The sequence below is a fragment of the Microcoleus sp. PH2017_09_SFU_O_A genome, assembly GCF_020738625.1.
Classification (GTDB): domain Bacteria; phylum Cyanobacteriota; class Cyanobacteriia; order Cyanobacteriales; family Microcoleaceae; genus Microcoleus.
Map to the genome: position 1 here is coordinate 23,545 of NZ_JAEQCF010000032.1, position 19,374 is coordinate 42,918.

The window sequence follows — 19,374 nt, forward strand, 5'->3', positions numbered from 1 at the left end:
GTAAGATTGGTTATGTATCTTTAGACCTCAGCTTCCGTGCCAGAGCTACCGACATCTGTACCCCCGCATTCTCCCCGATTGCCGAACCAACGGTGGCAAATTTATTCGCCTCAACCACAGCAAGCCGAACAGTTTGCCAATGAAATCGGTTTGTCATGCTTGCTAGCACAGGTACTTATTAATCGCGGTATCGATTCTCTCGAAGAAGTGCAAGGGTTTATCGAACCGGAATCTCTGGTTTTGCCGGCGCCACTGGATGAATTTCCCGATTTGGCTGCGAGTGTCAAATTGTTGCGGGAGGCGATTTCAACAGGTCAGAAAATTGCGATTTGCGGCGACTACGATGCTGACGGGATGACGAGCACGGCTTTGTTGCTGCGAGCTCTGAGGGCTTTGGGCGCGAATGTTGATTATGCGATTCCCAGCCGGATGCACGAAGGTTACGGGATTAACGATCGCATTGTAGAAGAATTTCATGCCGAAGGTGTGGCTCTGATTCTGACGGTAGACAACGGGATTGCAGCCTATGGCCCAGTTGCCAGAGCGCGAGAACTCGGTGTAAAAGTTATTATTACAGACCACCACGATTTGCCGCCAAAACTGCCCCCGGCTGATGCTATTCTCAACCCAAAATTAATTGCGGAATCTTCGCCCTATCGCGGTTTGGCTGGAGTAGGCGTTGCCTATGTTTTGGCGATTACTTTGGCTCAAGATTTGAAGAAAGTTGGCGGGTTGGTGAATCCGCTGCTGGAATTATTTACCTTGGGAACTATTGCAGATTTGGCGCCTCTGACAGGAGTTAACCGCCGCTGGGTAAAGCGGGGTTTGCGACTTTTGCCTCACTCGCAATTAGCCGGAGTTCAAGCTTTGATTCAGGTGGCGGGAGTGCAGCCTGCAAGTGCGGAAAATTTACCTCTTTTTAATTCAAAAACTCAAGCTAACAATACCTTAAAGCCTGAAGATATTGGTTTTCGGCTGGGCCCGCGGATTAATGCTGTGGGGCGGCTGGCTGACCCTCAAATTGTGATAGAGTTGCTCACAACGGACGATCGCGAATTGGCACTCAAAAACGCGATGCAGTGCGAACAAATAAATCAGCGCCGTCAGGAGTTGTGTCAGGAAATTGAGCAGGAAGCGATTGCTTGGTGCGAGAAAAGTGCGCTCAATTTACAGCAGGAACGAGTTTTAGTTGTCGTGCAGCCCGGTTGGCACCACGGGGTGATTGGGATTGTAGCATCTCGGTTGCTCGAACGTTACGGCGTACCCGTTTTTATCGGTACTTTTGAGGATGAGGGTGGCGAAACGGGTAATATCATCCGGGGTTCGGCGAGGGGAATTCCTGAATTTAATGTATTTGACGGGCTGAATTTTTGCGCGGATTTATTAACTAAATTTGGCGGACATAAGGCGGCTGGGGGTTTTTCGATGCCTGCCAAGAATCTTGAACAATTCCGCAAGCAACTGTCAATTTTTGCGAATCAATGTTTGCAGCCGGAACACCTCAAGCCGTTGGTTTCAGTAGATGTGCGAGCGGATTTGGCTGAGATTAATCTTGACCTTTACCGACAAATTGATGCTCTAGAACCTTGCGGGATTGAAAATAAGGCTCCTGTATTTTGGACGCCTAATGTTTGTATTACTGAACAAAAAATTGTTGGTAAGGGAGGTCATGTTAAACTAACTGCAACTCAAGATGAAAAAGGTTCGGCTAGTTTGAAGGGGATTGCGTGGCGTTGGGGTGAATATTTTCCGTTGCCTCGGCGGGTTGATATTGCGTACCGCTTGCGGGAAAATAGTTTTAATGGCAAGACTTCGGTTGAGTTGGAATTGTTGGGTGTCCGCTTAGTGGCCAGTGCTGCTAGTTCGAGGCCGTCGGTGTTTGGAAAAGTTGAGTTTGATTATTGCGATCGCACTTATTCTTGTAGTCTGTCTCCCGCCGGTTCTCAAGAGGAATTGAGAATTCGCAATTCTCAAGGGCAAGTTTTGGTTGTTGAACCTGGACAAAGCATGGGTTTGTTGGGTAACTCCCGCCAGGATGCTAGGGAAGTCGATGTATCTCTACCTTTTTTCGAGAATTTGATTCAAACGGCTAAACACGCCCTCGGTATTTGATCTTCAGTTGACAGTTGACAGTTGACAGTTGACAGCTACCTCTTCCGGTCAGTCCGAGGATTGAAGCAATGAATAGTCTTATTTTAATTTCTCCCTCACTCGTGTTCCGGCTTTCAACCAATTCTTTCTGGTAAACCTAATTCATCGGGGTGAAATTTAGGGAAAATTCGCCCGCACAAAAACAGGTACAAGCCCCCAACACGAAGGTTAGGATCGAATCGACAATTTGAGACCAAAATTCAACGTCGCAGATTTACTGCGCTGCAAGTCAATAGACAAGATTGCAAAAGTCCTTTTAATCAAATTTTGGGACGGGCTAGAAGCCCATCCCACAAGAAAAAAGATTTTTGTGGGATGGGCTTCTAGCCCGTCCTAACTATATCGAGCTTTGGGAATTTTGAATTTTAAATTATGCAAAACTCTCAACTATCGATCGCCAGCCGTGGTATAATTACAGGTCGCCGCCTTTAGCTGCCAACAGAAAAATCACGATCGGGCCAGAAAGCACGACTGCTGCCAGTAAAGCTACCTGAACAATAAGTTGCAAGTTTACAGGGCCTCCGCCGTTAAAAAGATCCGTTATAAAGTCCATGTGTCCTCCTGACTGTAGTGAGTAAGTCTAGATTGATGAGAAAATCCGCTTCTGATTTTACCGGGCGATCGGCCCTCTTTTTTAAGGAAGTTTACAAAATTCAACAAAATGTAAAGAACGATCGACCTGCGGGCGATCGCAAATTCGGCTAAAAAACCCTGAGTTTGGGCGATCGTAATTAGTCCGGTTCATCCATGGGGCTGCTTGGAGGCAAACCTGCCCGAAAAATCAACTCGGCAGTCAACCTCAATTCTGGGAAAGCCAGCGATTCAACAGTGTCATCGCCCCGAAACTGCTTTACCTGATACTCCCCATCTACTAACTGGCAAACTGAAAGGGTGGGTTGTTTGGGATTCCCAATGAACTTGCGGCCACCTAAACCCAAATAGTCCACAATCCAGTATTCAGGGATGCCAATTTCTTCGTAATCAGCAAATTTGAAATGGTAATCATCTCGCCAGTTCGTGCTGACGACCTCTACAGCCAGTCGGATCGAAGACCCCATCGTGATGATGGACTCCCTTTCCCAGCGCGGTTCCTTTGCCAGAGATGCTTGATCTAGGACAATTACATCGGGCTGATAACCAGCCTCATCGCGAGTGGGTTTAAGCAGGCAGTCACCAGGGATGCAGTAAGGTAATTCGCGTCGGTCAATTTCAACTCCTACTTTTAAGCTGATAAAACCTGTAACACCGGAATGGCGGCCAGTTCCTAGAGGCATTTCGACAATTACTCCATTGTGTAGTTCGTAGCGGTGAACTGAGTTCTCTGGATACCAGGCTGCGAACTCATCAAAAGTGACTGTTTTGGGGATTGTTTGGGCTTGGATCATGGTGTTGTTCCTCCTTTGCTAGATTTATACTAGATATTAGCCAGCTTCCTTACTTTCCTTGCCCCGCTTAGCTTTGGTAGTTGGCGGGGGTTTGGTTTATGTGAGTCCGGAGCTATCAGGTTCACTCGGAGGTGCGCTGGCTGGATCTGACGATCGTTTATTCCTCTCTATCAAGGCTTTCTTGACCAAGACAAGAACCAGTTGAGGAATGGAACGAAATTCAGAATCAGCCCAAATTTTTAACTCCTTGTACTCGTCAAAGTCAAAGCTGATGGTAGTTCTTGGTCGCTTGGTAGCCATATCGCGCGGTTGTCTATACATATCAACATTATCCGCGACTGTCTACCGAGGCTTCAATTTACCATCAGGTACATCATACTTGACAAGTGATGTACTTGTAGATTTTGATAAAGCTCACAGCCAAAAAAGAGCCAGCCCCAAGCATAAAACAGTCATCCGTACAGGAACCAGGGCTGGATGCCTTTACCGGAGAGTGTTCGCAATCAAAAATCGAACCGTCTTTTCGCGAACTCCTTCTGCGGCGCTGGCACTTGGTATACTTGAAAGGCTTTAATCTCTCTTAAAGTTGGGCATTTTCCAGATAATGCTCCAAATCTAAAATCTAAAATCTAAAATCTAAAATCAAATTATGGCTACTTGGCGTTGCGTAAAGCAGTGCGGTGCTTGTTGTTACCTAGAACCAACAGAGCGCCCTGACCTGGACGAGTATTTATCTACCGAGCAATTGGCGCTCTACTTGAGCTTAGTGGGAGATGACGGTTGGTGTATAAACTTTGACAAAGAAACGAGGGAATGCGGAATTTATGCCGATCGCCCGCGCTTTTGTCGGGTAGACGAGGAAGTGTTTCAGGATATGTACGGGATTGAGCCTGCTGAGTTGAACGATTTTGCGATCGACTGCTGTTTGGAGCACATTGAAGATATGTATGGCGATCGATCTTTGGAGATGATTCGCTTCAACTCTGAAGTTGGAACGATCGCCTTACCCGACAATTAACCGACTTGATGTCCCTGTGGGCTTTGTGCTTCCGAAGCATTTTTCGAGATCGTATTTCAATCTCAAACCTAAAATCTCAAACCTAAAATCTAAAATCCTCTCCAGGTCGATCGCTCCAGAGAGTGTAAAAATAGACAAATCAAGGAAATATCGCGCAGTTGAGTTGAGCCATGAGCAATCGAGAGGGTTTTACAGGCGGATTTATTGCGGGAGCCGCAGTTGGGGGCTTGGTAGGGGCAGTTTTGGGTGCGGTGCTGTCGAGGCGCGCTGCTGAAGCTTTGCTGAGCGATCCTTCCGATGCCAAGATCAGAAAGATGCGCCAGAGGAAAGCCAGCCAACTCGAAGCCGAAGGGATGGAAGTAGCAAGGCTGAGTTTGGAAGATAAAATTGCCCAGCTAAATCAGGCAATTGATGACGTGCGGCTGCAACTCGGCGATGTCAACGGGAACGCGCCAGCCCACAACAGCGAGGGTTCGATCGCCCCTGACTCCTGAATAAGATTGAAGATTTTAGAGCAGTCGGGGAGTAGAATGCGGGCGATCGACCAACTGTCGCACATTTCTCTGTTCAACTTTCCCATTAAAAACCAAGGCAAAAGTAAAAAGGAACCACAAAATTGCTCAGCCTCTACCCTCAGTGCCTTCCCTCTTCCGCAGCTATGCTAAACTCAAAGTTAAAGTGTCTGTAAACTTTACTCAAACGACAACCAAAATTTATGAGTTATTCAATAGGCCTTTTGGCAAACACGCTAGCGACATTTCTGCAAATCTATCTAGTCCTGATGATTATTAGGGTACTGTTAAGCTGGTTCCCCAACATCAATTGGTACGACCCCCCGTTTTCGATTTTGAGTCAGTTAACAGATCCTTACCTCAATCTCTTCCGCTCAATTATTCCCCCCTTGGGAGGTATTGACTTTTCTCCAATGATTGCGTTTTTTGTACTTCAGTTTGGCTCGCAATTTCTGATCGGTCTTTTGGGCAGCTTGCAAACCGCTTTTTAGTTATCAGAAAAATAGGGTTTAAAACTTCCCCCTTATAGGGGGAATTTACATTTATAGCCGTTCTCGAAAAAGTGAGGTATGCCCTATGCCCTATGCCCTATGCCCTATGCCCATGAGCACCTCATATTTCGCTCGAAAGGCTATAGTTTCACTAACGGCGAACCACGCCAGTAAAACCTGTAGCTTTAAACTGCTTGAGCTGCAAAGGTGTTCGTTGATTGGCTGCAACCGAAATTCTGAGCTGAAAATCGCTAATTCCGGGAGGAACTTCTTCGATAGAACCTAAGCGAGTCCGGTTTTGCATCACTGGATTTTCATCTGCATCATAAATACGACCGAAAATATCAGCATCAAAAACAGGTTTGCCGCTAGTATTTTCAGCTTTCCCAGTAATCAAAAAGCAATTAGCTTCCATAGAACTGCCGCTGGTGACTGTTCCTTCTGCCATTTCTGCGGGACATTCGTGATAGGAAAGATCGGAAAGTTTAATCTGTGTGGTAGCCCAAGCTGGTGGAGTGAATACCAAACTCAAAATTGCGATCGCCCAAGTGGCAAAAAGAAGACTGATAGCTCGAAATTTCATAACAATTGCAGCGTAAATATATTTTACTCAGCTTAGCGCGAATTCAAGGTCAAATTCTTAACCTCCTCCGGGAAACGGCACTGCCGTGTCCGGCTCCAGGAGGAGACGGCATTAGTCTAAACCTAAATGCTGGCGCAAGGCTTGGCGCATTACATCCACAGGGACATATTCTGTGTCCAGCCAAATTTTCAAGGCTGCTGCTCCTTGTTGAACTAGCATTTCTAGTCCGTCAATCGGTATTGCACCGCGAAGCTGTGCATCTTTGAGCAACTGAGTAGGATTCGGGGTGTAAATCAGATCGTAAACGATCGCACCTGCGGAAATTCGATCGAGCGCAGCAGCAGCAACCGGCGACTTTTCCCCGTGCGGGTGCATTCCCACAGGAGTTGTATTCACCAGCAAATCGGCCTGCGAAATCAACATTGACAAATTATCCCAAGTATGCACCTGCAAATTCTGCATCGGCATCGGAGAATTCACCCAACTCTGTTGAAATTCCGCTAAATTGGGGGCGTTGCGGCCGACAACGTGAATCTCTGCAAATCCCAATTGAGCGCATCCAGCCACAACAGCCCTCGCCGCCCCGCCATTCCCCAAAATTACCGCTACTTTCTGACTCCAATCGGAAGCCCGCCCTAGGGGGGTTTTTAAACCCGGAGATCCCCCTAAATCCCCCTTAAGAAGGGGGACTTTGAGTGAATTCTCCCCCCTTCTTAAGGGGGGCTGGGGGGGATCGGAATCTGATCGGAAAGTGGGAAAACCCTCTGTTTGCAACGGCGCGAGAAAGCCTTCTACGTCGGTATTTGTGCCGCACCAACCTTTGTCAGTGCGGTAGACGGTGTTGACTGCGCCGATCGCCCTAGCAATGGGAGAAACCTCCGCCAGCAGCGGTAAGATTGCCTGTTTGTGAGGAATCGTGATGCTAAATCCCCGAAGGTCGATCGCGGCAAATCCTGCCAGCGCAGCCTTTAAATCCTCTGGTTTTACCGGAAACGGCAGGTAAACAAAATCGACACCCAAGTGAGAAATGGCAGCATTGTGCATCACCGGGGACAGAGAATGTGCGATCGGATGACCAATTACTCCGAGCAGTTTAGTAGTGCCTTTAATCATAGTTTGAAGTCAGTTGTCAGTTGTCAGTTGTCAGTTGTCAGTTGTCATCAGGAAGAAGTAAGAAACTTATTGTATCAATCAAAGATTTATGCAGAAGCCGCAGATTTAAGGCAGATCGACGCAGATAATTTGAAAGTAATTTATAGCGGTTCTCAAGCGGGGTGAGGTATGTCCTATGCCCTATGCCCTATGCCCTATGCCCTATGCCCATGAGTACCTCATCTTTCTGAGAAGGCTATACATCTTTAATCTTTTACAAATCAAAGCTATTTGGCCGCATTTTCGGTATCCCGAAACTCCTTCGCGTCAGCCAAAATCGGATTGACATCAAACCAGTAATCCTCGCCGTAACGGTACTCAAATACCCAAAGACTGCGGAGCAAAATTTGGTATTTAGTTTCACCATTCACTGTTTTGGTAGCAGATACTTGGCGGAGTAATTGCCACTCATCAGGTTCGATCGCCAAAGTAAGCTGGTGACGGCGTTGGACAATCACATTTTCCAAAGTTTCCCGCGACACAGGAGGGTCTTGTTTTTGCAGACAGCTATAGAGTAGTTGTAACAAATTGCGAACATGACCCCCGCTAACTCGACAGAGGCGATCGAGAGTTTCGGCAGAATCGAAAATTTTGCCAACCAAAGCATAGCGCTGCGACGCCTCCACTGTTGGAAAAGCGCGCGCCAGAACCATCTGTCGCAGCAATTCGACACCCTCTGCACACTCAGAAGCGTCATTCAATTGCACCGGCACCATCGGCAAAACCTTTGGATCTACCCCGAAGCGATTGCTAAGCTGACCCAAGTCGTTAGAGAAAATCAGCACCAAAGGAATTGTATACACGACATGACAGTTCAGTCTTGCCAACTGCTCCCCGCGATCGACAAACAGATATTCCGGCTGCATCCGCCCCGTTGGTTTCGCGCACAGGTGTATGCGATCGAGATTGTCGATAATTACCACAAGTCCCTGTTTACCTTGGCGCTTGAGTTCTTGATTAGCCGGTTCCAGCAACTCCTTATTGAGCGCATCTAAAATTACATTAGTCCGCGGCTCCAAATATTGCCTCAACTCCGATCGCAAATTCGGAGCATCCTTCGCCTTAGCAGTAATTTTGCCAATACCCAAAGACAAAGAAAACTCTCCATCCGTGCTAGCATTTACCTCACCCAAACCGGGGACAGAAGCTCCCGCTTTCAGATCTATTTGAGTTTGAAAAACATCAGCAACGCCCTTGAGCAAAGCTTTAAAACCCGTCGGTTGCAGCTTGATTTTCATTTTCTCAATGCTTTCGCTCACCTGACGCGCCACGCTCAACAAAATGTCAGTGATATCGACATCAGCCATGTCTAAATCTTTACTCGACTCAAAATAAACCACATGAAAACCTTGCTCCTGCAATTGAGCTTGCAGCCGCAGCAATTCTGTGGATTTCCCCGAGCCGATGTGACCGGTAAATAATTGACAGGTAGGTACATCGGGCGAGAGACGGCTGATGGTGCGCTCCAATTGTTCTACGATTGTGCCGCCCCGCACTGACGAAAAATCGATATAGTATTGTCGGTCTTCTTGATTTGCTACTGCCAGGGTGTAGCTGGGATTGCAGGCCGTATAAAATTTCTGTAAATTTAGTTCCATACCCTGTTCTCTGTTTTATAATATTATGCCCTAAGAGCTTCTTCATTGAGCAATTTGACCGCTCCGCACAAATTGCTAGTTGTTTTGATGTTTTATTGGTCTTTCAATATCTAAATGTAGATCGGAATCCGCAATCACAAATCCCACTTATTTTTTGCAGTCACGGAATGAACAAAAGTCAGTAATAACTTGATTGCTTCGAGCGTGAGGACTTGAGTTCTCTCCAAAATCAGAGGACTCAAGTCATCACAACTAACAGATTGATTGCGGAGAATTTGCCGAACAGCATCTGACACAGGCGATCGCGAATTTGTCTGCTAAAATCAAAGACGAACTGTGGGCGGTAATGTTCTCCAGTAAAATTGGGTATTTGAGTAGGGTTAACCGAATGCAGAAAGGGCGAGCACTTGCACTCGCCCCGATGGATTATCCAGTTAAGATTGGCGGGGATCTCCAACCTCAAATCTAATTGCATCAGCGAATCCCGTAACAGATTTATCACCGAGCAAGATTAATTTGCCGAAACTGTTGGCTGTACCGATTCACCAGATTTCAAAGTGCTATTTTGCATTAATTAATTCTACCATTCGTTCGCCTACACCTGCGGCGGAAGCGGGATTTTGCCCTGTGACGAGTCGATCGCTCGCCACAACACAAACTTGAAAATTAGGAACCTTAGTAAAATTAGCCCCACGCTCAATTAACTTCGCCTCCAGCAAAAACGGCACGATATCAGTCAATCCCACAGCCGCTTCCTCTTCATTAGTAAAAGCAGCCACAGTCTTGTTAGCAACCAGGTATGTACCGTCAGACAGCTTAATATTGACTAACGCCGCAGGCCCGTGACAGACAGCACCGACAATTCCGCCTGCTTCATAAATCGCAGCCGCAATCTCAGCAAGTTCCTGGTTATCAGCAAAATCCCACATGGTTCCATGTCCGCCAGCATAGAAAATAGCAGCATATTCTGCGGGTTTAATTTGTGCAGGATTCAGAGTATTTTCGACTCGCAAAACCTGCTCGGAATCGTCTAAAAAAGCCTTATTTAGCGGGTCTTCCAAATCAATCCCAACCATTGGAGCTTTGCCGCCTTTTGGACTGACAAAATCTACCATTAATCCGGCTTTAGTAAATGCGTCCAAGGGATGGGTTACTTCTGGGAGATAGAAACCAGTTTCTTTACCAGTGTCACCAAGAGTATCGTGGCTGGTTAAAACAATCAGAACTTTTTGGCTAGTCATATTCGATTCCTGTTGTGGGTGTCTTTGTGCTCGTTGTTTTTATCCTAGGTCGAATTCATCTAAAATACAAATTATGAAAGTTTCGTGTAACTATAAATCTAGTTATACCAAATCCCAATGCCGAACTTCCTAACATCCGTTAAATCTGAGATATTTCACCATTGTCAGCAACAGGCTTTCCGGCCTGTTCCACAAAGAGTGCATTTCTTGTGGGGGCTTAGCAACAGGCTTTCCGGCCTGTTCCACAAAAAGTGCATTTCTTGTGGAATGGGCATCTTGCCCGTTCCTAAAATCCATTGCCGAACTGCCTTATTTATGATTAGCTTTGAGTGGTATCGCAGCTTTATCGAGGTTTACCGCGTCGGAACCGTATCCGGGGCAGCCCAAGTTTTGCACCTAACACAACCGGCTGTCAGCCAACACGTCGCAGCCCTAGAGTCAGCTTTGGGAAATCCGTTGTTTCAAAGAACTCCGAGACGGATGGTGCCGACGGATGCGGGAAAAAGACTGTATAGTCAAGTTGCAAGTGCGATCGAGAAACTCGAATCAATTCCCCACAAAAACTCCAGCGCCGAAACACCACAAACCATCAGAATTGGTACCCCTCAAGAATTTTTTACCGATCGCATCCTCAGTCAATTACCCCAAGACGATCACACTTTTTACACAATCCAATTTGGATTAACATCGGAGTTGATCCAACAACTCAAAGCCGGAAAGCTAGACATTGTAATTGCCACCCAAAAAATCACCTTGTCTGACATTGAATATGAACTACTATTCGAGGAAAATTTCTGGCTAGTCGGGCCGCCAAATATCGCGATTCCGATCGCGGAAGGAATCAGTCAAGCAGATTTAAACCCACTTTCTCAATGGCTGTTAACCCAAGATTGGATTGCTTATAGTGAAGAATTGCCGATCGCCCGCCGCTTTTGGCGCGTCGTGTTTGGCAGAAGAATCGACGTTCAACCCAAACTAATTATCCCCGATTTAAGAGCAATTAGACAAGCTGTAGAATGCGGATTTGGGTTTAGCGTGCTTCCCGATTACTTGTGTGTAGATTCGGTGACAGAAAATCGCTTGACACTTGTCCTAAAACCTACACAGGCTGTTACCAATCGGATTTGGCTGGCTTTTCGGAAATCGGAAAGACAGTTGCCAAAAGTCAAACGGATGTTAGAAATTTGCCAAATCAATGTAAACTAAGTTAGCCTTAGAGTAAACCATCAATATCAATTCCACTTGGAGGTCACTTGTGGTAACATCTGCACCAGAAGCTACAGCAGAACTGCAAAAACCTATTGGCGAACAGCGCGTCGTAATTTGGGGGTTATCTTGGGACGGTTATCTACAAATTCTCAATGCCTTACCCCAGTCACGAGGCTGTCATTTGATCTATGACAACGGGATTCTAGAAATCACCATGCCCTTAGAAGAACACGAATTTTCAAGTCGATTAATCGAGTGTTTTATTCGGACGCTGATTGAACTCATGGGGATGCGGATGAAAACGATGGGTTCAACAACTATGAACTATCCTTTTCTGAAAAAGGGAGCCGAACCAGATAATGCCTACTATATTCAAAATCAACCCCTCGTCAAAGGCCGAAATGTTGATTTTACCAAAGATCCTCCGCCTGATTTAGTGGTAGAAGTAGATATTACTCATACTGATATTGAGAAAAACAAATTCTACGCTGCTATTGGTGTACCGGAGTTTTGGCGGTTCAATGGCAAAGTGTGGCGAATTTATCAATTGCACGAGGGCGAGTATATGGAGGTTGAATCGAGTCCTACCTTTCCTCAAGTGCCGAAAGAAAGGCTAATTGCTTTTCTAGAACAGGCAAAAGAAGATGAAATTGCGGCAATACGCGACCTGCGAGCTTGGTTTTAATGCTGTTTTTCTTGAGTCTTGAGCCACTCCATTGCCGATTTCGATTCAGCCTGCACGTCCTCCGACTGAGTAGCTAGCCACTCCTGATAAGCCTTTTCATCACCACCAAAGGAATCTAGGGATGGAGCAAAGCGATGAGCCTTTTTCATCCAGACATTTTCAGGTGCTAAAGGCTTATAGGCGCAGTAGCAAATGCAAATTGTATCAAATCCTGCACCATAGGGAGGCGGGATTTCAGGGGTGTATTCTTCCACCCGCACAACTTCCCAGCCACTATCTCGAAAGGAGTCCCGGTTTTCTGGCACTGTTTCCGTCAGTCGGTGTCCGATCGCAGGAGCAGGTTTGCCACTAGAGTCGTAGTGTTCGGCAATGGTGTTAGTTAAAGAAGGTACTGAATCCACATTTGCAATGCGGTAAAATGACTTTCCGATTTGTGTCTCAGTTTTCTGACGATACTTTTCAATTTCACCTTTATCCGCTTTGAACAGAATCAGTTTACGCATCTTCTTTGTCCTCCTTGAAATAGTCGCCTTGCGTTAAATCCATGCGAGAGGGTGGAAACTCGCAGTAGCCATCGAAAACGCAATCCACAGGTAAAACATCAGTTGCGACTAGCTCTGCCTGCTTCAGCGTCCACCCGTAATTATCTGCCATATCCTCGCAGCATTCTTCATTCGCTGCCGCATGGCGGGTTTCATCTTTCTCCTCGTCGTATCTGGGTTTTGTCATACTTAAGTTACTCCTAGTTCGGATAGTCGAACTTTGGAGAAGTCGTCTCGGTTGAGTGTGTCCTCACTCACCGGGGCGCATTCACATAATTTATATTATAGAACCCAATTTTTATACCAATTTATTCTATCCATTGTAATTGACACTTTCACGTTGAGGAACACGCGATAAAGGAAACAACTTCCACTACCACACTCTCTCTTTCCTCACTCTGCGCTCTCTGCGCCCTCTGCGGTTAAAAAAATCCAAATTATCCAAAAAAGGGCCGGTAACTATACCAGCCCTTCAACTATTTGAGACGTTAAATTACCAGTAATTTAACATCCAAAAACTCAAATTAATCTAACTTCTGTCAGTAACAGTCGCAGGCTCAAAACTCGGAACCACAACATCAGAATTCTGCTTAGTCAACTGGTTGTACAGCCTTTCAGTATTCGGGAAATTAGCAGCCGGTAGAGTTGGGAAGCGACGATAAGGAACAGTATCCTCACCAAAAGCCTCAGCATATTCAACAGTCAGCAACATCGCATTGATAAAGCCCTTAATCCCTTTACTTGCCAAGATTTGGTTATAAGTCCGAATCTCCGCTTGATTCAGAGGAGCACGGCCCAAGAAGTGCTTCGTACCCAACTCAATCACCTTAGTATTTGGATAAGGTGCATAGAACTGTTTCACGTACAGCGGCGAACAACCTAAACACTCAATGAACTCCTTGAGATTGATTTCATTGTTGCCAAGTTTGCTTTCCAACGCCGTGAATTCATTCTTCACAACATACGAGTTGATGTCACGCTCAAAAATTTGACGGTAAACAGCTTGAATTAAAGTTTTCAAAGCTACCTTATCCGAAGTAGTTGTTAGCTTGAACACCTTAGTTTGTTCACGGCGCTTGCTCACACCTTGAGCAATCCGAGTTTGCAACTGAAGATCTCCGCCATCGATCGCAGTACCCAATTCGATAAACCGAGGTGTTTCAGGAGTCGGCTCAACGTTGGCCTTTTTCTCACCAAAGGAACCCGATCGCATCGTCCGCATCGACAAACCAGCCGGAGTCACATAGCGCTCGTAGGGGACTGTATCTTCCCCGAAAGCTTCGTTGTACTCCATGCTGTCCATGATGCTATCGACCAGCGCGTAGAAACCCTTCTTGGCACAAATGTCAAAGTAAGCGTTCATTTCCTGACGGCCGTAAGTAGGGCGTCCCAGGAGTCGGCGGTGGATGTACTCGATCGCCTTACAAACATAAAGCTTGCTCCAGTACATATTGCGGAACACATCGGATTTCGCCAACATCCGAATAAACTCGCGCATCGGGATGTCGCCGTTTTCCAGCTTAATTTCCGCCACCTTTTGGCGCTGGCCGTCGAACACATCGCGACCAAACACTTGCAGGTAAGCAGCCCGAATCACCGCTTGAGTCGAACTTTCGGTATATTTGACACTGGAAGCATTGCTGTAGCTGCTGGAGGCACCGCGAGCGGTTTTCTTGGAAGCCACATAGTTGCTGGGTAACTGGTCTAGTTTAAAGACCTTGGGGCCCAGAGAACCAGGAGCCGCACCGCGAGCCGCTGGGTTACTCAATTGATTGTCAATCCCCGCACCTTGACGGATCAAGATCCGGCGAGTGTCTTTGCCAAAGGGAGCTGGACGGTTCTTAGGGTTACGAGTTTCTTTCGGGAAAATCGCACCGAACTGAATTTCCAGCGGATCGTTACCAATACCGTAAACGTGCTGATCTGGTAGAGGCTGAGTGTAGCCTGCGAACAAGGTGATGAACTGAGGAACCTTGCGGAAAGGAGCGCTGAAATTGAACAAATCAATTTGCGGGCCCCAGTTGCGACATTCCTGAGCTTCCTGGCCCAAACCGCGCAGGTAAGGGACTGTTTCTTCGCCGAAGTAGTCGGAATATTCCTGAGAATAAACCATCGCGTCTACGAGGGCTGCCAGGCCGCCTTTGGTGACGATCGCAAAATACTTGCTAAATTCTTCCCGCGAGCTCAAACCACGGCCGAGGAAGTGGCGGGCCGCCAGTTCTACAGCGCGACTGTTGACAAACGGCTCGTAGAATTGCTGGCGGTACAGAGGAGATTTGCCAAGGCGGCGAATAAACTCTTTCATGGAGATTTCGCCGTTTTTGACCTTAGATTCCAGGTCAGAAATGCTTTGGCTGTAGGCGCGGGTAATGTCGCGCTCAAAAACTTGGCGGTAAGCTGCTTTGATTACTTCAATCTTTTCAGCCGACGACAGACCCGTCTTCATGACGAATTTCGCCCGATTTTCCGCTGCGTTGAAGTAGATTTGAGGAAGTTGCAGCCCTTGCTGGTCATTGGTTTCGCGCTGACGCACCTTCGGTGAAGGTGTAGGAGCTTTAAATTCGGTAATTGCTACGTCAAAATACTGTGCGACGATCGTGCGTGCGGCCTCATCATTCTTGAAATAGTTCAAGGATGCAGCCTTCATTTCCTGCATTGCCACAATTGTCGCCGCCGACGAGCAAGCATTTTCGATAATTTCCCGCAATCCGCGCACATTCACCGAAATAATGTTCGGGTCGCCAGCAACGATCGCGTAGGTAATGTAACGCAAAAACCAGCTCAAATCCCGCAGAGATTTGGTCATGTTGCTCGGGCCGTAGCGCGAGACATTAATCGGCTGGAATCCTGCTGGAATTGGGCCGCCACCGCCGCCGTTAGTGGAAAACAGATTTCCCAAGCCCAAGAATCCGCCGCCACCTGAGCCTTTGCCGTTACCGCCGCCGCCACCTGCGCGACCTTCAACGTAAGTAACAGTTCCCAGTTTCATGCCTTCAGAGACATTTACCGAGCCGCCGCGAGTTGCGCCAGCCATAGCCATCACTGGTTCTGCTGGTCTTTCCAAAAATGCCAGCGGGGAACCGCCGACAAAAATCCGGTTGGCTGCGCGGGATACTATGAGTTCCGAGTTTCTGGTCAGCGTCTCAGAAATCGCGATCCGAAGAGCACCGGAACTGAAATAACTTGCCAGTTCGCTCAGTTCGCCCCGCTGTAGGAAGCGGTCTTGCTGTTCAGCTTGCGAAATCGTTGCGACTGGTACAGTTTGATATAGTTGCGGACGGGCAACTGAGCTTCCACCACTTGCTTTTACAGTCATTAGACTCCTTCGCTCCCTATCTAAATCGTTGCAGCATTTACCCAGACTAACCTTGCCTTCTCATGCAGGTAAAATTAGGTATTTTTGCTTTGTTTACTTTTTGCCTTGACCTATCACGAGGTTAGGGCGCTTACTTTCTTAGATTAAAATGTTTTGGTTTCATCTTTCGTCCTGCCGGGAAATGTCCGACCCGAAGACACCGACGGGGCACTCCCTCCGCGCTTGCTTCGCCCGTACATTCCTGGAAAAAATACAAAGGCAGGATAGCTGACTCCTGCGACGATCGCAGCAAGAGCCGTGAATTCAGGAAAAAGAAAATCCAAAATTTTCTTCTGCCTTTTTCTGGGCTTTTTACTTTCTGCCGAAAGACGCCGCTGCCTTACCCGAAAGCTCAGCATTGGGTGATGGACAGTCCTCGTTTGTTAAAAAGCCTGCCGAGATTTATTGTATAGATTTAAGAGAGCTTATATGAGAAAAAATGATAAGTTTTATTACGCGGAAGCTGTCAGTAGGCAGTTGGTAGGGGCGGTGCCAAGAGTGCCCGCCCTCAGTTGTCAGTAGGCAGTTGTCAGCCGTCAGTCCAATCCCATCCCGAAGCCCAACTCAACACTTAAAACTCTTCCCTAATCTATGGAAACTTCGCCTGATATCAGTGCTGCCGTGCGTCGGCTTTACGATACTTTTCCTTTCCCGCCCGATCCTTTGTCGGACGAACCACCACCGGGATACAACTGGCGCTGGAGTTGGCCGGATGCTTACAATTTTTGCACTGGCCAAAAGCCGCCAAAACTGGATGTTCGGATTTTGGATGCTGGCTGCGGCACGGGTTCGAGTACGGATTATCTGATTCACTTGAATCCTGAAGCGTCGGTAACAGCGATCGACCTTAGTTCCGGTGCTTTGAAGGTAGCACAAGAACGTTGTAGGCGATCGGGCGCGCGAGAAGCAGATTTTCGGCACCTCAGCCTGTACGATGCCGATCGACTCGAAGGCGAGTTCGATTTGATCAATTGCGTGGGCGTGTTGCATCATTTGCCCGATCCGATTCGTGGCATTCAAGCACTGGCGGCGAAGTTAGCTCCTGGTGGCTTGATGCACATTTTTGTGTATGCTGAATTGGGCCGCTGGGAAATTCAATTGATGCAAAGGGCGATCGCACTTCTCCAAGGAACTCAAAAAGGCGACTATCCCGATGGTGTGAAAGTCGGCCGTGAAATCTTTGCTTCGCTACCAGAAACCAACCGCCTTGTCAAGTACGAAAAACAGCGTTGGGCGGGAGAAAATCTGCGAGACGAATGTTTTGCCGATATGTACGTTCACCCGCAGGAAATTGACTACAACATCGAGACTTTGTTCGAGTTAATTGACGCTTCTGGATTAGAATTTATCGGTTTCTCAAATCCGGGATATTGGCAGTTAGAAAGACTTTTGGGCAAAGCACCGGAATTGATAGAAAGAGCTCAGGGTTTGACGGAACGGGAGCTTTATCGATTAATTGAATTGTTGGATACGGAAATCACTCATTACGAGTTTTTCTTGGGCAAAAAGCCTGTTAATAAAATTGATTGGTCGGATGATAAAGCACTTTTGGCGGCAATTCCAGAGTTGAGCGTTTGTATGCACGGTTGGCCGAGTCAACAAGTGTTTGATTGCAACTACCAATTGCTCAATTTGTCAAGTGCTGAATTTGAGTTTTTGCAAGGTTGTTTACCCCCCCCAGCCCCCCCTTGCCAAGGGGGGGAGAAAGAGGGAAGCCCTTACCAAGGGGGGGAGAAAGAGGGAAGCCCGTCTGGCAAAAGCATAGGGGAGATTTTGGCGGATGTTGAGGTGGGATTGGATGAAGTGCGATCGATCTTATCAAAACAGCTTATTTTGCTAACACCGAATTAATAGCGCTTTTTAATTATTTGAACGAACCGCGAAGACGCGAAGAGCGCGAAGCAAGAACTGCATCTTCTTCTTTCTCTTCCTTCGTGTCCTTCGTGTCTTCGCGGTTCATTTCATCTTACTCCATTAAAGAATCCAGTTAAGTCGTAGGGTGCGTCAGCTTGGATAATTTCCGCTAAAAATTGACAATTTCCGAACTGACACACCGTTAAGTCGTAGGGTGCGTCAGCTTGGATAATTTCCGCTAAAAATCGACAATTTCCGAACTGACGCACCTCACTAATTTCAGTTATTAACTTCAGGTAATATCCAAGATAAAATAGTACAATTTCTCAAATATATTGTCGTCCAAAAAATGTTATCGTTTTTAACGATTATGTGAGGTATGTCACTCAGAGATGGTCGCTATTTTCTTAGAAATTTTCGACGGCGACGCACCCTACAGCTACTAAGAAACGAAAATTAAATAACTTACACTCTTAAAAGTGGGATGGGCGGGACGCCCATCCCACAATAATTAAAATTGTAAGTTATTTAATTCTCATTCCTAAAATAAGTTATGCTAGAATTGGTTTACTAAGCTGTTCTGTATTTAAAATGTATGTCAAGAAATAATCAAAGTATTGTGGGACGTTGCTCTGAGCAGCGTCCCGAATATGCAATTTAAATGCGCGACAGCTTATCAGAATGTGACAACATATATTAAATCCTGAAAACAGAATCAAGTCTTGAAAATAAGGAGCAGTTTAATCAATGCTTAACAAACAAGAGACGATCGCCAAAATAGAAAATGTTTTTAATGCAGCATCCGATCGCTTTGACGCTCCAGCTTTATCTTTCTGGAATCGCTTTGGACAGCAAACAATCGATCGACTCTCGCTGCGTCCGGGCGATCGCATTTTGGATGTTTGTTGCGGAAGTGGCGCTTCTGCGATTCCAGCAGGCATATGTGCAGGCGCTAACGGACAAGTGTTGGGAATAGATTTGGCCGAATCACTTCTAGCACTGGCACGTCACAAGTCACAACAACAAGGGCTTGAAAATATTGAGTTTCGATATGGCGATTTTGAAAATCTAGGTTTCCCCAGCGCCAGTTTTGATGCAATTGTTTGTGTTTTCGGGATTTTCTTTGTTCCAGATATGCTAGCAGCAGTTCAAGAACTTTGGCGTATGCTTCGCCCAGGCGGGAAACTCGCAATTACCTCTTGGGGGGAAAAGGTATTTGAACCTGCCAATCAAATGTTTTGGAGTACAATTGAGGCTGAACGACCAGATTTATATCGGAAATTTACGCCGTGGGATCGGATTAATAATTCTGCTTCGCTGCAAGCACTACTAGAATCAGGTGGTGCAACAAACGTAAAAGTTTTTGAAGAAGTTGGCACTCACCAACTGACTTCTCCAGAGGATTGGTGGACAATAGTTTTAGGTGCAGGATTCCGGGGTACGATCGACCAACTCGATCCAGCTACCAGGGAACGCGTGCGACAAGTAAATCTGCAATTTCTGCGGACAAATGAAGTTTCTGCACTAGATGTAAATGTTTTGTATGCTGTAGCGCAGAAATAATGTATCTACTGTTAGTTAGCACCATCAGGTGCGTA

23 protein-coding genes are annotated in these 19,374 nt (G+C 46.6%); 9 read left to right on the plus strand and 14 right to left on the minus strand.

Annotated features, from left to right (window positions below):
* The first annotated feature begins 36 nt into the window (after window positions 1-36).
* Entirely contained in the window at window positions 37-2,112 is a 2,076-nt protein-coding gene (gene recJ, locus JGK16_RS13730) for a single-stranded-DNA-specific exonuclease RecJ (RefSeq protein ID WP_293180477.1), read from the plus strand.
* 451 nt (window positions 2,113-2,563) lie between these two features.
* Here recJ and JGK16_RS13735 read toward each other — a convergent pair whose 3' ends face one another.
* The gene (locus tag JGK16_RS13735; RefSeq protein ID WP_293180474.1) at window positions 2,564-2,704 is read right to left on the minus strand and encodes a photosystem II reaction center protein Ycf12; all 141 of its coding nucleotides are present in this window, start codon (window positions 2,702-2,704) and stop codon (window positions 2,564-2,566) included.
* A 17-nt stretch (window positions 2,705-2,721) separates the two neighbouring features.
* Between JGK16_RS13735 and JGK16_RS13740 the strand changes: the two genes are divergently transcribed.
* The gene (locus JGK16_RS13740; RefSeq protein WP_293203180.1) at window positions 2,722-2,856 is read left to right on the plus strand and encodes a hypothetical protein; all 135 of its coding nucleotides are present in this window, start codon (window positions 2,722-2,724) and stop codon (window positions 2,854-2,856) included.
* Window positions 2,857-2,882: 26 nt separating this feature from the next.
* Here the strand turns inward: JGK16_RS13740 and JGK16_RS13745 are convergent, their stop codons facing one another.
* Together JGK16_RS13745 and JGK16_RS13750 are read right to left on the minus strand one after the other, a co-directional pair.
* The gene (locus JGK16_RS13745; protein WP_293180471.1) at window positions 2,883-3,536 is read right to left on the minus strand and encodes a Uma2 family endonuclease; all 654 of its coding nucleotides are present in this window, start codon (window positions 3,534-3,536) and stop codon (window positions 2,883-2,885) included.
* A gap of 96 nt (window positions 3,537-3,632) precedes the next feature.
* On the minus strand, window positions 3,633-3,857 hold the full coding sequence (locus JGK16_RS13750) for a hypothetical protein (RefSeq protein WP_325315843.1): 225 nt from the start codon (window positions 3,855-3,857) through the stop codon (window positions 3,633-3,635).
* Window positions 3,858-4,185: 328 nt separating this feature from the next.
* On the opposite strand from JGK16_RS13750, the gene JGK16_RS13755 reads away from it, so the two are divergent.
* The 3 genes from JGK16_RS13755 to JGK16_RS13765 all read left to right on the plus strand — a co-directional run bounded on the left by JGK16_RS13755 (window position 4,186) and on the right by JGK16_RS13765 (window position 5,557).
* Entirely contained in the window at window positions 4,186-4,554 is a 369-nt protein-coding gene (locus JGK16_RS13755) for a YkgJ family cysteine cluster protein (protein ID WP_293180468.1), read from the plus strand.
* 170 nt (window positions 4,555-4,724) lie between these two features.
* On the plus strand, window positions 4,725-5,048 hold the full coding sequence (locus JGK16_RS13760) for a hypothetical protein (protein WP_293180465.1): 324 nt from the start codon (window positions 4,725-4,727) through the stop codon (window positions 5,046-5,048).
* A gap of 221 nt (window positions 5,049-5,269) precedes the next feature.
* Window positions 5,270-5,557 carry a YggT family protein gene (locus tag JGK16_RS13765; RefSeq protein ID WP_293180462.1) on the plus strand — a complete coding sequence of 96 codons (288 nt, stop codon included), beginning with the start codon at window positions 5,270-5,272 and terminating at the stop codon, window positions 5,555-5,557.
* A 151-nt stretch (window positions 5,558-5,708) separates the two neighbouring features.
* On the opposite strand, the gene JGK16_RS13770 is transcribed toward JGK16_RS13765, so the two are convergent.
* The 6 genes from JGK16_RS13770 to JGK16_RS13795 form a co-directional block, all read right to left on the minus strand.
* Window positions 5,709-6,140, minus strand: coding sequence for a hypothetical protein (locus JGK16_RS13770; protein WP_293180459.1), 432 nt, complete (start codon window positions 6,138-6,140; stop codon window positions 5,709-5,711).
* Between the two features lie 111 nt (window positions 6,141-6,251).
* Window positions 6,252-7,253 carry a shikimate dehydrogenase gene (locus JGK16_RS13775; protein WP_293180456.1) on the minus strand — a complete coding sequence of 334 codons (1,002 nt, stop codon included), beginning with the start codon at window positions 7,251-7,253 and terminating at the stop codon, window positions 6,252-6,254.
* A 266-nt stretch (window positions 7,254-7,519) separates the two neighbouring features.
* Window positions 7,520-8,890, minus strand: a complete 1,371-nt coding sequence (locus tag JGK16_RS13780) for a P-loop NTPase fold protein (protein ID WP_293180453.1) — start codon at window positions 8,888-8,890, stop codon at window positions 7,520-7,522.
* A 238-nt stretch (window positions 8,891-9,128) separates the two neighbouring features.
* Window positions 9,129-9,365 carry a hypothetical protein gene (locus JGK16_RS13785; protein WP_293180450.1) on the minus strand — a complete coding sequence of 79 codons (237 nt, stop codon included), beginning with the start codon at window positions 9,363-9,365 and terminating at the stop codon, window positions 9,129-9,131.
* 85 nt (window positions 9,366-9,450) lie between these two features.
* Window positions 9,451-10,131: a type 1 glutamine amidotransferase domain-containing protein gene (locus tag JGK16_RS13790; RefSeq protein ID WP_293190971.1), complete on the minus strand. Its 681-nt coding sequence runs from the start codon at window positions 10,129-10,131 to the stop codon at window positions 9,451-9,453.
* A gap of 129 nt (window positions 10,132-10,260) precedes the next feature.
* Window positions 10,261-10,428, minus strand: coding sequence for a hypothetical protein (locus tag JGK16_RS13795; RefSeq protein WP_293180444.1), 168 nt, complete (start codon window positions 10,426-10,428; stop codon window positions 10,261-10,263).
* An 18-nt stretch (window positions 10,429-10,446) separates the two neighbouring features.
* Between JGK16_RS13795 and JGK16_RS13800 the strand changes: the two genes are divergently transcribed.
* Together JGK16_RS13800 and JGK16_RS13805 are read left to right on the plus strand one after the other, a co-directional pair.
* Window positions 10,447-11,337 carry a LysR family transcriptional regulator gene (locus JGK16_RS13800; protein WP_293190974.1) on the plus strand — a complete coding sequence of 297 codons (891 nt, stop codon included), beginning with the start codon at window positions 10,447-10,449 and terminating at the stop codon, window positions 11,335-11,337.
* A gap of 49 nt (window positions 11,338-11,386) precedes the next feature.
* Complete coding sequence (locus tag JGK16_RS13805; RefSeq protein WP_293180438.1) at window positions 11,387-12,025, plus strand: Uma2 family endonuclease; 639 nt, start codon at window positions 11,387-11,389, stop codon at window positions 12,023-12,025.
* Here the strand turns inward: JGK16_RS13805 and JGK16_RS13810 are convergent.
* The 4 genes from JGK16_RS13810 to JGK16_RS13825 form a co-directional block, all read right to left on the minus strand.
* Window positions 12,022-12,528 carry a hypothetical protein gene (locus JGK16_RS13810; protein WP_293180435.1) on the minus strand — a complete coding sequence of 169 codons (507 nt, stop codon included), beginning with the start codon at window positions 12,526-12,528 and terminating at the stop codon, window positions 12,022-12,024. The genes JGK16_RS13805 and JGK16_RS13810 overlap by 4 nt on opposite strands.
* On the minus strand, window positions 12,521-12,754 hold the full coding sequence (locus JGK16_RS13815) for a hypothetical protein (RefSeq protein WP_293180433.1): 234 nt from the start codon (window positions 12,752-12,754) through the stop codon (window positions 12,521-12,523). Before JGK16_RS13815 ends, JGK16_RS13810 begins: the two co-directional genes overlap by 8 nt.
* A gap of 342 nt (window positions 12,755-13,096) precedes the next feature.
* A complete protein-coding gene (locus tag JGK16_RS13820; RefSeq protein ID WP_293180431.1) occupies window positions 13,097-15,883 on the minus strand; it encodes a phycobilisome rod-core linker polypeptide in 2,787 nt (928 codons plus the stop codon).
* Window positions 15,884-16,026: 143 nt separating this feature from the next.
* Window positions 16,027-16,206 carry a hypothetical protein gene (locus JGK16_RS13825; protein WP_293180428.1) on the minus strand — a complete coding sequence of 60 codons (180 nt, stop codon included), beginning with the start codon at window positions 16,204-16,206 and terminating at the stop codon, window positions 16,027-16,029.
* A gap of 307 nt (window positions 16,207-16,513) precedes the next feature.
* Between JGK16_RS13825 and JGK16_RS13830 the strand changes: the two genes are divergently transcribed.
* Complete coding sequence (locus JGK16_RS13830; RefSeq protein ID WP_293180425.1) at window positions 16,514-17,773, plus strand: class I SAM-dependent methyltransferase; 1,260 nt, start codon at window positions 16,514-16,516, stop codon at window positions 17,771-17,773.
* Window positions 17,774-17,883: 110 nt separating this feature from the next.
* Here the strand turns inward: JGK16_RS13830 and JGK16_RS13835 are convergent, their stop codons facing one another.
* Window positions 17,884-18,045: a hypothetical protein gene (locus tag JGK16_RS13835; RefSeq protein WP_293190977.1), complete on the minus strand. Its 162-nt coding sequence runs from the start codon at window positions 18,043-18,045 to the stop codon at window positions 17,884-17,886.
* 478 nt (window positions 18,046-18,523) lie between these two features.
* Here JGK16_RS13835 and JGK16_RS13840 point away from each other — a divergent pair, with 478 nt between their 5' ends.
* A complete protein-coding gene (locus JGK16_RS13840) occupies window positions 18,524-19,339 on the plus strand; it encodes a class I SAM-dependent methyltransferase (protein ID WP_293180422.1) in 816 nt (271 codons plus the stop codon).
* The last annotated feature ends 35 nt before the right edge of the window (window positions 19,340-19,374 follow it).

Bases quoted from the DNA above. Each gene is read 5' to 3' on its own strand.
- JGK16_RS13780 (WP_293180453.1), bottom strand. From the start codon at position 8,890: ATGGAACTAAATTTACAGAAATTTTATACGGCCTGCAATCCCAGCTAC.
- JGK16_RS13840 (WP_293180422.1), top strand. From the start codon at position 18,524: ATGCTTAACAAACAAGAGACGATCGCCAAAATAGAAAATGTTTTTAAT.
- JGK16_RS13820 (WP_293180431.1), bottom strand. From the start codon at position 15,883: ATGACTGTAAAAGCAAGTGGTGGAAGCTCAGTTGCCCGTCCGCAACTA.
- JGK16_RS13795 (WP_293180444.1), bottom strand. From the start codon at position 10,428: ATGGATTTTAGGAACGGGCAAGATGCCCATTCCACAAGAAATGCACTT.
- JGK16_RS13745 (WP_293180471.1), bottom strand. From the start codon at position 3,536: ATGATCCAAGCCCAAACAATCCCCAAAACAGTCACTTTTGATGAGTTC.
- JGK16_RS13760 (WP_293180465.1), top strand. From the start codon at position 4,725: ATGAGCAATCGAGAGGGTTTTACAGGCGGATTTATTGCGGGAGCCGCA.
- JGK16_RS13735 (WP_293180474.1), bottom strand. From the start codon at position 2,704: ATGGACTTTATAACGGATCTTTTTAACGGCGGAGGCCCTGTAAACTTG.
- JGK16_RS13775 (WP_293180456.1), bottom strand. From the start codon at position 7,253: ATGATTAAAGGCACTACTAAACTGCTCGGAGTAATTGGTCATCCGATC.
- JGK16_RS13815 (WP_293180433.1), bottom strand. From the start codon at position 12,754: ATGACAAAACCCAGATACGACGAGGAGAAAGATGAAACCCGCCATGCG.
- JGK16_RS13755 (WP_293180468.1), top strand. From the start codon at position 4,186: ATGGCTACTTGGCGTTGCGTAAAGCAGTGCGGTGCTTGTTGTTACCTA.
- JGK16_RS13810 (WP_293180435.1), bottom strand. From the start codon at position 12,528: ATGCGTAAACTGATTCTGTTCAAAGCGGATAAAGGTGAAATTGAAAAG.
- JGK16_RS13770 (WP_293180459.1), bottom strand. From the start codon at position 6,140: ATGAAATTTCGAGCTATCAGTCTTCTTTTTGCCACTTGGGCGATCGCA.
- JGK16_RS13790 (WP_293190971.1), bottom strand. From the start codon at position 10,131: ATGACTAGCCAAAAAGTTCTGATTGTTTTAACCAGCCACGATACTCTT.
- JGK16_RS13785 (WP_293180450.1), bottom strand. From the start codon at position 9,365: ATGCAATTAGATTTGAGGTTGGAGATCCCCGCCAATCTTAACTGGATA.
- JGK16_RS13750 (WP_325315843.1), bottom strand. From the start codon at position 3,857: ATGTATAGACAACCGCGCGATATGGCTACCAAGCGACCAAGAACTACC.
- JGK16_RS13765 (WP_293180462.1), top strand. From the start codon at position 5,270: ATGAGTTATTCAATAGGCCTTTTGGCAAACACGCTAGCGACATTTCTG.
- JGK16_RS13830 (WP_293180425.1), top strand. From the start codon at position 16,514: ATGGAAACTTCGCCTGATATCAGTGCTGCCGTGCGTCGGCTTTACGAT.
- JGK16_RS13800 (WP_293190974.1), top strand. From the start codon at position 10,447: ATGATTAGCTTTGAGTGGTATCGCAGCTTTATCGAGGTTTACCGCGTC.